Source organism: Xenorhabdus yunnanensis (assembly GCF_028598805.1).
Lineage (GTDB): Bacteria > Pseudomonadota > Gammaproteobacteria > Enterobacterales > Enterobacteriaceae > Xenorhabdus > Xenorhabdus yunnanensis.
Map to the genome: position 1 here is coordinate 1 of NZ_JAQRFI010000023.1, position 12,376 is coordinate 12,376.

Annotated in this window: 13 protein-coding genes; 7 read left to right on the forward strand and 6 right to left on the reverse strand. The window is 43.6% G+C overall.

The genetic code is table 11. The features are described from left to right. Positions 1–199 precede the first annotated feature (199 nt). From dicD to aspA, 4 genes are all read right to left on the reverse strand, one after another. Positions 200–772, reverse strand: a complete 573-nt coding sequence (dicD, locus tag PSI23_RS11195; RefSeq protein ID WP_273555165.1) for a division control transcriptional repressor DicD — start codon at positions 770–772, stop codon at positions 200–202. Between the two features lie 18 nt (positions 773–790). After that, positions 791–2,581, reverse strand: a complete 1,791-nt coding sequence (locus PSI23_RS11200) for a protein-disulfide reductase DsbD (RefSeq protein WP_273555166.1) — start codon at positions 2,579–2,581, stop codon at positions 791–793. 210 nt (positions 2,582–2,791) lie between these two features. Beyond that, complete coding sequence (locus tag PSI23_RS11205; protein ID WP_273555167.1) at positions 2,792–4,093, reverse strand: anaerobic C4-dicarboxylate transporter; 1,302 nt, start codon at positions 4,091–4,093, stop codon at positions 2,792–2,794. Positions 4,094–4,233: 140 nt separating this feature from the next. Further along, positions 4,234–5,658, reverse strand: a complete 1,425-nt coding sequence (gene aspA / locus PSI23_RS11210; RefSeq protein WP_273555168.1) for an aspartate ammonia-lyase — start codon at positions 5,656–5,658, stop codon at positions 4,234–4,236. A gap of 375 nt (positions 5,659–6,033) precedes the next feature. Here aspA and PSI23_RS11215 point away from each other — a divergent pair, with 375 nt between their 5' ends. From PSI23_RS11215 to PSI23_RS11230, 4 genes are all read left to right on the forward strand, one after another. Beyond that, the gene (locus PSI23_RS11215) at positions 6,034–6,567 is read left to right on the forward strand and encodes an FxsA family protein (protein WP_273555169.1); all 534 of its coding nucleotides are present in this window, start codon (positions 6,034–6,036) and stop codon (positions 6,565–6,567) included. A 179-nt stretch (positions 6,568–6,746) separates the two neighbouring features. Then, positions 6,747–7,040 (forward strand): co-chaperone GroES, encoded by a 294-nt coding sequence (locus PSI23_RS11220; protein WP_069316972.1) that lies wholly within the window; start codon positions 6,747–6,749, stop codon positions 7,038–7,040. A 58-nt stretch (positions 7,041–7,098) separates the two neighbouring features. Then, entirely contained in the window at positions 7,099–8,745 is a 1,647-nt protein-coding gene (gene groL / locus PSI23_RS11225; protein ID WP_273555170.1) for a chaperonin GroEL, read from the forward strand. Between the two features lie 163 nt (positions 8,746–8,908). Further along, positions 8,909–9,250: a DUF4156 domain-containing protein gene (locus tag PSI23_RS11230; protein WP_273555171.1), complete on the forward strand. Its 342-nt coding sequence runs from the start codon at positions 8,909–8,911 to the stop codon at positions 9,248–9,250. 251 nt (positions 9,251–9,501) lie between these two features. Here PSI23_RS11230 and epmB read toward each other — a convergent pair whose 3' ends face one another. After that, positions 9,502–10,533 carry an EF-P beta-lysylation protein EpmB gene (gene epmB, locus PSI23_RS11235; RefSeq protein WP_273555172.1) on the reverse strand — a complete coding sequence of 344 codons (1,032 nt, stop codon included), beginning with the start codon at positions 10,531–10,533 and terminating at the stop codon, positions 9,502–9,504. A gap of 41 nt (positions 10,534–10,574) precedes the next feature. Here epmB and efp point away from each other — a divergent pair, with 41 nt between their 5' ends. After that, complete coding sequence (gene efp, locus PSI23_RS11240; RefSeq protein ID WP_273555173.1) at positions 10,575–11,141, forward strand: elongation factor P; 567 nt, start codon at positions 10,575–10,577, stop codon at positions 11,139–11,141. 204 nt (positions 11,142–11,345) lie between these two features. Then, the gene (gene sugE / locus PSI23_RS11245) at positions 11,346–11,660 is read left to right on the forward strand and encodes a quaternary ammonium compound efflux SMR transporter SugE (protein ID WP_273555174.1); all 315 of its coding nucleotides are present in this window, start codon (positions 11,346–11,348) and stop codon (positions 11,658–11,660) included. 45 nt (positions 11,661–11,705) lie between these two features. Here sugE and PSI23_RS11250 read toward each other — a convergent pair whose 3' ends face one another. Then, positions 11,706–11,918: a helix-turn-helix domain-containing protein gene (locus tag PSI23_RS11250; protein ID WP_273555175.1), complete on the reverse strand. Its 213-nt coding sequence runs from the start codon at positions 11,916–11,918 to the stop codon at positions 11,706–11,708. A 145-nt stretch (positions 11,919–12,063) separates the two neighbouring features. Here PSI23_RS11250 and PSI23_RS11255 point away from each other — a divergent pair, with 145 nt between their 5' ends. Next, positions 12,064–12,303 (forward strand): helix-turn-helix domain-containing protein, encoded by a 240-nt coding sequence (locus PSI23_RS11255; protein WP_273555176.1) that lies wholly within the window; start codon positions 12,064–12,066, stop codon positions 12,301–12,303. Positions 12,304–12,376: the final 73 nt, after the last annotated feature.

The following is a 12,376-nucleotide window of genomic DNA, read 5'->3' on the forward strand; positions in this document are numbered from 1 at the left end:
CCGGAGGCGGAATCGAACCACCGACACGGGGATTTTCAATCCCCTGCTCTACCGACTGAGCTATCCGGGCTAACGGGGCGCATTAAACCGTATTCAGCCCAATCCGTCAAATACTTTCTGCAAAAAAACTATTAAAATTGATTGGTTGCTTCATTTTTATACCAACTTGGGGTGGTTATTCAGTTAGGGCTGTTTTTTGTTAACTTAACGCCCCATTTTTTCGGCATTTTGTGATGGTTAATATATCCTGTGCCAGCAGTTTCGCTATGCTGACATCTTCAAGCTCTCTGTTCACTAATAACTTACTGAGACATCCCTCAAGGATAAGTTCCATCTGTTTGGCGACTTGATTACTGTCATTAATATCAAGTTGTTGCAATAACACTTCCGTGTAATGGAAAGAATTTTGTTTTTGCAATTCTGCCAATTGGTGAATCGGATGATCAACGTCAGGAAAAGCACTGCAAGCAGCAATGAACAAACAGCCCGGATAACGATGTTCTTGGACTTTCTCCCTAAGGGCATCATAACGTGCCAATAGTTTTTGCTCAGGGCTTAAGGTCTCATCCAGTAGGGTTTGACGCTGCCAGATTTCAATCTGTTGGCTGTGATAGCGAAGACAATCATAGAGCAGCGCTTCACGATCGGGCCAAAAATGCTTTATCTGGCTAATATTAATATTCAGGGGAGTTAAAAGTGTCTCCAGTGTCGCTGATAGTCCATGCTGTTCCAATGAGTTAAGAACATGTCTAAGCACATATTCACGTTGCACAGTAGCTCTCCTTCCAGATTATTTTTGTTGTAGGTTTTGTTGTAGTCGCTGTAGTTGCCGGTTAAAACGCCGTGCGTCCATGAATCCATTGACTCGCAAATCGGTTAGCTCTTTTCCCTGCGTATCAAAAAACAAGATAGTGGGAAGTCCATACACTTTCAGTTTTTGCAACAATTCTTTCTGTTTTGGGCCGTTATCCGTGACATCCATCTGTAACAAAAGGAATTGGTTCAATTGTGCCTGTACTTGTGGATCACTAAAAGTATATTTTTCAAACTCCTTGCAAGCTACACACCACTCAGCATACAGATCCAACATAATCGGTTGATAGTGATTCTCAGCTAAAATTTGGCTTAGCTCCTGCCAATTATTGATTTTTTGAAATTGCAGGGTGGTTTTTTGCTGTTTCGCCGTAGGGCTTCCCCACACCCAATCTTGCAAAGGGCGTGACGCGATAAGAGCCAGAGCCAGTAAGATAATCTGTAAGACCCGCATCCAGCCATTTTTGCTACCTAGTGTTAACGCTAATGCCCAACCAAAGAAAGATACAGCCAATAGGCTCCACAATCTTATGCCCCATGTGTCACCAAGCACCCGTTCAAGCAGGAAGACAGGCAGAGCCAATATAATGAATCCGAAAGCTTCCTTGACGTACTGCATCCACGGGCCACTGCGTGGCAGGAGCTTATGACCAAATAGTGTGACTGCGATAAGCGGCAAACCCATACCCAATGCGTAGAGGTACAGAGTCAAACCTCCGACCAATGTATTACCGCTTTGGGCGATATAAAGCAAAATAGCACTGAGCGGTGCGGTAGTGCAGGGAGAGGCTATTAACCCCGCTAAAGCTCCCATAACGAATACGCCAATGTAAGAGCCGCTTTGCTGTTGGTTGCTCCAATTCACTAAACGAGTTTGGGCAGAAGAAGGAAGTTGTAATGTATATAGCCCAAACATTGATAAGGAGAGCAAGATAAACAGTACTGACAGCCCTATAAGGATGTAGGGATTTTGCAGGGCGGCTTGAAATTGTAAGCCGGCAGTCGCGACGATTACACCAAGTATAGTATAAGTGAGCGCCATCCCCTGAACATAACTCATGGCGAGCCAGAAGATTCGTTTCAAGCTGTCAGGGCGTTTTTGGCCCAAAATAATGCTGGAAATCAGCGGATACAGGGGCAGTACACAGGGGGTAAAAGCGATCCCAATGCCAATTAACAGCGCCCAGAGCGGCGAAAACGGAGTGTCATGAGGCTTGGAGGGAGCATCTCCCTGTTGCACAGATTTTTGTGAGGGTATGTTTTCTTTATTTGTATTTGTCGCGGTGTTGGCTGAAGTTGCGGTTTCATTACTGGATTGGGTGGAAGCAACAACGGCTTGTAATGGTACGTTCAGGGTTTCAGGTGGATAACAATAACCCGCCTCTGCGCATCCTTGATAAGTAACTTGGAGAGAGCCATCGTTGGTGGCTGATAGGATAGGGATATCAATACGCGCTGATTGAAAATAGACCTCTGTCTTACCAAAAAACTCATCTTTATGATCGATGCCTTTAGCATACGTAATTTTACCCAATGATGCTTCTTGATTGGGAGTGATATTGAATTGTTTTCGATAGAGGTAATAACCGGGTTTGATATCCCAGTTCAGTGTGAGTTTATTTCCTTGTTGCTGAAAATCAAACATGAATGCCTGATCAGCAGGAAGGTAGCGATTTTTCTCGGATTGTTCAAACAGTGCGCTAGATTTGTTAGGAGACAGAGCGATACCGCTGAACAGGAGAAACAACATGAGAATACGTTTCATCATAAGATAATCTTTAACCTACCTGTGTCGTGGGTTTGATTCGTAAACTTTATCAGAATCTGAACTATAACCGATGATGTTCATAGCAGAAAGTTAATTGTATGATATTAAGGCAATTCTATGTTTTGAAAGGGAAGAAGATGCAGGAAAGTGAGATTTCAGGGGCCTGACCAGCCCCTGAAATAACATTTAAAAATATTCGATATTATGAATCTATAAAATCATACCACCAAACAGGAAACCGAATGTGACAGCCAATACAACGGCAATAGTGCCTGGAATAAAGAATGGATGATTGAAAACAAAACGCCCGATACGGGTGGTTCCGGTATCATCCATCTGCACGGCTGCAACTAATGTCGGATAAGTTGGCAGGATAAACAGGCCAGATACGGCAGAGAAAGATGCGATCGCTGTTAATGGAGTGACATGCAGCGCCAGAGCCATTGGCATCAAGGCTTTCGCTGTTGCGGCTTGTGAGTAGAGCAAAGCTGAACAGAAGAAGAATATAATTGCCAACAACCACGGTTGGGCATGAATCAAACTCCCCGCAGTTTCTTTGATCCAACCCATATTAGCTTGAACAAAAGTATCTCCCAGCCATGCAACACCCATAATACAGACACATGCGCTCATGCCAGCTTTAAACGTGCTTGAGTTCAGGATGGCATCGGTATCGATGGAGCAAATAATAGTGGTAAGGGTGGCGATGCTGAGCATGATGATCAAAATCGCATTTGTAGTGTTCATCAAGGGTTTCTCAACAAGGCCGATACTCGGACTGTTGATAATGGCATAAATGACGACACTAACGACACCCAGAAGGAACAACAGAACAGATCGTTTTGCTTTGGGCCTGATTTGAATCTGGTTGGCTCCACGCATTTCTACCAAGTTATCTGCAAGGCGTTTTTGGTAAACAGGATCATTCGACAGCTTGGAATCAAAAAGCCATGAAATAATGAATGACATGAGGATGATGGCACAAAATGTTGAAGGCAATAATACCATTAACAGATGGATATAACTGATGCCTTGTCCTTCCATGATGGATGCCATGTAAACAACAGCCGCAGAAATAGGGGAGGCAGTGATCCCGATCTGGGCAGCGACAACGGCGGTCGAGAGTGGACGGCATGGTTTTATACCCTGCTCTTTGGCAACTTCTGCAATAACTGGCAGTGTTGCCAGTGAGATGTTTCCCGTACCTGCAAACAGCGTCAGAAAATAAGTGACGATAGGTGCAAGGATTGTGATGTACTTGGGATTCCTGCGCAGTAATTTCTCAGTTTGCTGAACTAGATAATCTAGCCCACCAGCCACTTGCATGGCTGATATCGCAGCAATGACAGCCATGATTATAGAGATAACATCAAATGGAATACTGCCTGGTTTAACACCGATGGCGGCGAGAATGATCACACCAAGTCCACCCGCGAAACCAATACCTATTCCCCCTAATCTTGCCCCCAGAAAAATGGCCAGCAGAACAATAACCAATTCTACGGCTAACATGTTAAATACTCCTTCATTTATTTAGTCTTATGAAAATCTATGGTTAATATTTTGTGTTTGCTGAAAATTAAAAAGGCACGCTTCCGGTTGGAATTGCGTGCCTTAATAATTAAGACGAACTCGTTATTATAATCATTTAATTAGTCATCAAAACGTTTTGCTTTATAAGTTGGATGTTTTAGGTTCTCAACGGAGAAAATATCATCTAATTCAGCTGCGGTCAGCAAACCGCGCTCAAGTACGACTTCACGGACGTTCTTGCCAGTTTCAGCACAGATCTTGCCCACGATATCGCCATTATGATGGCCAATGAATGGATTCAGGTAAGTGACGATACCGATAGAGTTGAACACGAAGCTTTCACAGACTTCTTTATTGGCAGTGATGCCGTTGACACATTTTTCAACCAGATTACGGCATGCGTTGCTCAGGATAGACATAGATTCAAACATAGCCTGACCAATCGCTGGTTCCATTACGTTAAGCTGCAACTGACCGGCTTCTGCTGCCATCGTGATACACATATCGTTACCAATGACTTTGAAGCAAACTTGGTTAACGACTTCTGGTACAACCGGGTTAACTTTAGCTGGCATGATGGAAGAACCAGCCTGCAATTCTGGCAGGTTGATTTCATTCAGGCCAGTACGGGGACCGGAAGAGAGCAGGCGCAAGTCGTTACAAATCTTGGACATCTTAACAGCCAGACGCTTCAACGCGCCATGAACCATAACGTAAGCCCCGCAGTCAGAAGTAGCTTCGATCAAATCCTCTGCTGGCAGGCAAGGCAGGCCTGTCACTTCCGCCAATTTTTCAACGACCAATTGTTGGTAACCTGGTGCAGTGTTCAAACCAGTACCGATAGCGGTAGCGCCAAGGTTGACTTCCAGCAGCAGTTCTGCTGTACGGGTGATGTTTTTGATCTCTTCTTTCAACAGCATGGAAAAAGCACGGAATTCTTGGCCCAGAGTCATGGGGACAGCATCTTGCAGCTGGGTACGACCCATTTTCAGGATGTCATCGAATTCAATCCCTTTCTTATCGAAGCCTGCTTTCAACAGCTCAATCGAATCAATTAAGTGCATCAGGGAATTATAAACAGCAATACGGAAGCCTGTAGGGTAAGCATCATTGGTTGACTGGCTTCTGTTCAGGTGATCATTTGGGTTCAGGTACTCATATTCACCCTTTTGATGCCCCATCAACTCTAGGCCGATGTTTGCCAGCACTTCATTGGTATTCATGTTCAGTGAAGTACCTGCGCCACCCTGAAAGACATCAACAGGGAATTGATCCATACATTTGCCTGCATTGAGGACTTCATCACATGCTTTGACAATAATATCCGCTACTTTTCCCGGAATAGTATGGAGTTCTTTGTTTGCCAGTGCTGCGGCTTTCTTTACCATCACCATGCCTCGGATAAATTCAGGCACGTTGTTGATGGTACGGTCACTAATATAAAAATTTTCAATCGCACGTAGAGTGTGAATACCATAGTAGGCTTCAGCAGGAACTTCTCGTTTACCTAACAGGTCTTCTTCGATACGAATGTTGTTTGACATGAGAACCTTCTTAAATTAGATGCGTTTTTTACTGTTCTATTATGTGTTTGTTGAGAAATAATGTTGCCGACAACAATTTCCCTGATATTAGTCACTTATCATGGAATTGCTGGCGCGATCATATGTGGATTTGTGAAAAATGCCTTGAACCTGGATCACTTTATAATGCTATTTTACTAATGAAATAACATATGTGTGACTAAAGTCACAATTACGGAGGGAGAAAGTTAAGTATCCGAAGTATTGAAAACTGCCATAATGATCCCCACATATGTTATCTAACCCCATATTATGTGATCTAATATAGTGTGCGTGATTAAATAGTATGCATGATCAAATAGTGTGAACTCTCAATAATGATGAAAGGAGACCCACGTGCGCTGGCTCCCACTTATTCTTATATGCCTTCTGGTTTACATCGAGTCTGTCCTGTTTGTTCGGGTTGCCTCTGAAGTTGGGGTCCTGTTGACTCTGTTGTTGGTTATCCTTACCTCTTGTCTTGGTGTGTCCCTTGTACGTAATCAAGGCATCAAAAATTTTATGTCTATGCAGCAAAAAATCGCAGCGGGTGAGAGTCCAGCGGAAGAAGCAGTCAAAAGTGTTTCTCTGGTAATAGCTGGATTCTTGCTGATACTGCCCGGTTTCTTCACCGATTTTCTTGGATTATTGCTGCTGTTGTCCCCAGTACAAAAACTCCTGACAGCGAAGTTATTGCCTCATATTAATTTTTACCGTCCGAATACTTTTTATGGTTCTGGTAAACATGCCAGTGGTTATGGTCAGAATGGGCAGACATTTGAGGGAGAATATGAGCGCAGGCAAGATGGCTCTCCCTATACATTGGATGATCAAAAATCCGGTGAACAAAAAAATCATGATGATCAGGGCAGCGAGCACAATAAGAAATAATGATCTCTGCTTCGGTTGAAATTTCGGTAGGTAAGAAAAAAGTAAAATATTTTTTGCTGCCTACCCTTGAAGTAATGACCTCAAGCCCCAACTTGTAGCTTCATGGTACTGGTTCTGTTGAGGTCTGGTATCAATCCTCTTACCTGATATGGACTTTATTATTTATAGGAGATCTACCAATGAAAATTCGTCCATTACATGACCGCGTTATCGTCAAGCGTACAGAAGTTGAATCAAAATCCGCTGGCGGGATTGTTCTGACAGGCTCTGCTGCGGGTAAATCTACCCGTGGGGAAATTTTGGCAGTCGGCAATGGTCGCATTCTTGAAAATGGGGAAGTGAAAGCGCTGGATGTAAAAGTGGGTGATACCGTCATTTTTAATGAAGGTTACGGCGTCAAAGCAGAAAAGATCGATAATGAAGAAGTATTGATCATGTCTGAAAGTGACATTCTGGCAATTGTTGAAGCGTAATTGAGTATCTTGTTACATTCAGATCTTCTTAATTGAACGAATTTAAAGGAAAGACACAATGGCAGCAAAAGACGTTAAATTTGGTAATGATGCTCGCAGCAAAATGCTACGTGGTGTAAATGTACTGGCTGATGCAGTTAAAGTGACCCTGGGCCCTAAAGGCCGTAATGTAATTCTGGATAAATCTTTCGGTGCACCTGTCATCACTAAAGACGGTGTATCTGTAGCACGTGAAATCGAATTGGAAGACAAATTCGAGAATATGGGCGCTCAGATGGTTAAAGAAGTCGCTTCTAAAGCCAATGACGCAGCAGGTGATGGTACTACCACTGCAACCGTATTGGCACAAGCTATCGTCACTGAAGGTCTGAAAGCTGTTGCTGCTGGCATGAACCCAATGGACCTGAAGCGCGGTATCGATAAAGCAGTTATTTCTGCTGTTGAAGAGCTGAAAAAACTGTCCGTACCTTGCTCTGATTCTACTGCTATTGCACAGGTTGGTACTATCTCTGCAAACTCCGACGAAACCGTAGGCAAACTGATCGCAGAAGCGATGGACAAAGTCGGCAAAGAAGGTGTAATCACCGTTGAAGAAGGTACTGGTCTGGAAGACGAGCTGGATGTTGTTGAAGGTATGCAGTTCGACCGTGGCTACTTGTCTCCTTATTTCATCAATAAACCAGAGTCTGGTTCCGTTGAACTGGAAAACCCATACATCCTGCTGGTTGACAAGAAAATTTCCAACATCCGTGAACTGTTGCCAGTTCTGGAAGGCGTAGCTAAAGCAAGCAAGCCTTTGATAATTATTGCTGAAGATGTTGAAGGTGAAGCGCTGGCAACTCTGGTTGTTAACAACATGCGTGGTATCGTGAAAGTGGCTGCGGTTAAAGCACCTGGCTTTGGTGATCGCCGTAAAGCAATGCTGCAAGATATCGCTACCCTGACCAACGGTACTGTTATCTCTGAAGAGATCGGTCTGGAGCTGGAAAAAGCGACTCTGGAAGATCTGGGTCAGGCAAAACGTATTGTTATCAACAAAGACACCACAATTATCATTGATGGCGTAGGTGAAGAAGGCACAATTGCTGCACGTGTTACTCAAATCCGTCAGCAAATCGAAGAATCTACTTCTGACTATGACCGTGAAAAACTGCAAGAGCGCGTAGCTAAACTGGCGGGCGGTGTTGCAGTAATCAAAGTCGGTGCAGCAACTGAAATTGAAATGAAAGAAAAACGCGCTCGCGTTGACGATGCACTGCACGCAACCCGTGCGGCTGTAGAAGAAGGTGTTGTTGCTGGTGGTGGTGTTGCTCTGGTTCGCGTAGCTGCTACTATTTCTGAGCTGACTGGTGACAACGAAGATCAAAACGTAGGTATCCGCGTTGCACTGCGTGCAATGGAAGCGCCAATGCGTCAGATCGTAGACAACGCAGGTGAAGAACCATCTGTTGTTGTAAACAACGTGAAAGCAGGTAAAGACAACTACGGTTATAACGCTGCAACCGAACAGTACGGCGATATGATCGATATGGGTATCCTGGATCCAACTAAAGTAACCCGTTCTGCACTGCAATTCGCAGCTTCTATCGCAGGCCTGATGATCACTACCGAAGCAATGGTGACTGAAATGCCTAAAGATGATAAAGCTGACTTAGGTGCTGCTGGTGGTATGGGTGGCATGGGTGGTATGGGCGGCATGATGTAATGCTGTTCACCCTGATGATGGAGTGAGTTCTCCATCTACTAGGATAAGACTTTGAAGGCGAGCAGAAAAATACTGCTCGCCTTTTTATTTTTTTGTCTTAATTGGATACAAAAGGGTATATTTATCATTATGGTAGGAATCCCTATAATCAATGAGGAAAGTTATGCGAATCAAAATGTTGCTTGGTGCGTCAGTATTATTGTTGGCAGGCTGTACAACAAATCATCAATTAACTTCTGCCGGTGCTAATGTGCGTTTTGTCGATACTCAACCAGACAGTGAATGCCAGCGGTTAGGGGAAGTTGCTGGTATGCAAAGCAACTGGCTCAATGGCGTTAGCAATGAGAGCAGTTCTATGCGTAGTGCCGCCAATGACTTACGCAATAAAGCGGCTGAAATAGGTGGCAATGTTATTTATGGTGTAAGCAGCCCATCAGAGGGATTATTGGCTAGTTTTGTTCCCCTTGATAGCAAAATGGTTGGTCAGGTCTATAAGTGTCCATAGGCACTAATGACATATAATCAATGCCATAAAAAAGCAAAAAATATAGCCTCGTAGATGAAATGGTGCTGTTTATCTGTATGTGGATGTAAAAAATCGATGAGGTTGGTGAGAAAGTGGTCTGGGCAATGCTCAGAAAGAATGTTGCCGAAATATCAAGAGTTGCGTATACATTCGGTTTCTGTGCGCTGCCCATCCAGAAGATCTTCAATGATGGTGTGGGATTAATCAGTGATTGATTGGTATGAGGAATATCACTGGTTCTGGGTTAGCCCTAAATCCAGAGGCGTTTTGCTTGGCTCTCCACCAATTTCCCTTGTCAGGCTCGGAACCAGATAGCCAGAGACTTTAGTCAATAATTCTCGCATGATAGCTTTTGCTTCTTCATCTCCCACAAGAAAATGTGCAGCACCTTGTACTTTGTCCAGAACGTGAATGTAGTAAGGCAATATACCTGCATCGAATAGCGCATTACTTAAATCAGCCAGAGTATCTGCATTATCATTGATATCACGCAGCATCACACTTTGATTCAGAAGGGTCACACCCGCTTGCTTTAGCTTCATCATGCTTTTGCGGAACGCATCATCAATTTCATTTGCATGATTGATGTGGGTCACCATGATCACCTGCAAATTGGTTTGTGCTAAACGATTACACAGTGAAAGAGTGATCCGATCGGGGATTACAACCGGCAAGCGCGTATGGATCCGCAACCGCTTAATATGTGGAATGGATTCTATCCGACTGATTAACCAGTCCAGTTCATGATCCTTGGCCATGAGTGGATCACCACCAGAGAAGATAATTTCGTCAAGCTCTGGGTGTTGTTCAATATAATCCAAAGCAAGCTGCCAGTTGTTTTTGTTACCTTTATTGCCTTCATAAGGGAAATGACGACGGAAACAATAACGACAATTGACTGCGCATCCTCCTTTGACCAATAGCAAAGCCCGATTGCGATATTTATGTAAAAGACCAGGAACGACACTGCGCTGTTCATCCAGTGGATCAGTCGAGAAACCAGGGGACGTAGCAAATTCTTCCCGTGAGGTCAGGACTTGTAATAAAAGAGGATCGCGGGGATCTCCCTTTTTCATTCGTGTTACAAATGCTCTTGGTACACGCAGTGGAAACAAACGCTTTGCTTCATTGCCTTCTTGCAGCATTGCATGCGTGTTTAAGGATAATAGTTGTAACAACTCGTTGGGATCAGTAATAACATCTGCAAGTTGTTTTAGCCAGGCTTCTCTGACGGGGTGAATATGGGTTATAATATGTGCCATTTTTTTGGCTAAGCCATTTTGTTAAAAATTAGAGGATCTCCATGGCTACTTATAGTACCAATGAATTCCGTTCAGGTCTTAAAATCATGTTAGATGGCGAGCCGTGCGCTATTCTGGACAGTGAATTTGTTAAACCAGGTAAAGGGCAGGCATTCGCCCGTGTTCGTATTCGTAAACTGATTTCTGGTAAACTGCTGGAAAAAACTTTTAAATCAACAGATTCTGCTGAAAGTGCAGATGTCATGGATGCCAGCCTGACTTATTTGTACAACGATGGTGAATTCTGGCATTTCATGAATAACGAAACTTTCGAGCAGCTGGCGGCGGATGCGAAAGCCGTTGGTGACAATGCAAAATGGCTGATCGATCAGGCTGAATGTATTCTGACTCTGTGGGATGGCCGTCCTATCGCTGTTACTCCCCCAAACTTCGTTGAGCTGGAAGTGGTTGAAACCGATCCTGGTCTGAAAGGTGATACCGCTGGTACCGGTGGTAAACCTGCAACTTTGAGCACAGGCGCTGTGGTAAAAGTACCTCTGTTTGTACAGATTGGCGAAATCATCAAAGTTGATACCCGTTCTAACGAATACGTATCTCGCGTAAAATAATCGCGTTTGTTATTTTAAAAAAACCGCAATCTCTTCGTCTAGAGAATGCGGTTTTTTTTGTTATAGCTCATCGGTCGTTATTATTGCGACTGTCAGATCGGATAGCTATAATCCAGTTTCATTTCTTATCGTTATCCTGGACGGCCTGGATAAACGTCATTTCATTGGGGACGGCCCCACTAGTCATCATATAAAGGGAAAGGCATGTCTTGGTTGATCCTTCTTATTGCTGGTTTGTTGGAAGTAGTGTGGGCTGTAGGCCTGAAATATACCCAGGGTTTTTCACGTTTGATGCCAAGTGTAATTACGATTAGCGCGATGACTGTCAGTGTGGGGCTATTGGCCTATGCGATGAAAAACCTGCCGGCAGGAACTGCTTATGCTGTGTGGACAGGCATTGGTGCTGTAGGTACGGCGATTTTCGGCATTATGGTGTTAGGGGAATCTGCGAATTTTGTCAGAGTGTTGAGCCTTGGCTTGATTGTGATAGGCATTATTGGCTTAAAGCTGGCTAGCTGATCTTATGTGAATAAACCCAGCTAGGCTGGGTCTATTTTACAATCATCATTTTCTTTCATAACGCGAAGGCCATATTTCTTCTGGTGTGCGTTCCAGTGCTGCTGCGATAAGACGCTCGCCTTTTGGCCAGTGTCGTTGCAATGCATTGGCAAGAGTTGATGATGCCAACCCTGCTGCTCGTGATACTTCTGACAATGTGGTTCCGCGCTTTTTCAATTCAGCGATGATATCAGCAGAATGCCAGTCTTTTTTTTCCATCCTTAAGATCTCCAATTATCTATTATTTTTTCAATTAAAAAGTAAGTATTAAGTAGATTATAAGTCACATATCATAGCATAACTCAAATTGAAACGTGACTCATAGTCCGTGGTCGGATAAGTAACACGAATCGATACTTATCGGATGAAAAAATCGAACAGCATCAAATGTCTTTTTGGACAAAGAATTAGGTATCTCAGGAGAGAAGCTGGGATGTCACAGGAAGCTTTTGCTGATAAATGTGGGTTGGATCGAACCTATGTCAGTGGCATTGAGCGTGGTGTCAGGAATCCTACCTTGGAAATTATTTATGTAATAGCAAATGGATTACAGATTGAACTTAATGAGCTGTTCAATTTCGAAACAATACATCCTCCCCATTAAATATTCTCTATATCTACCATCTTTCAAGTTGCAGCCAATAAAGCTGCGACTGAAAAATCATTTTTCCCTTGTT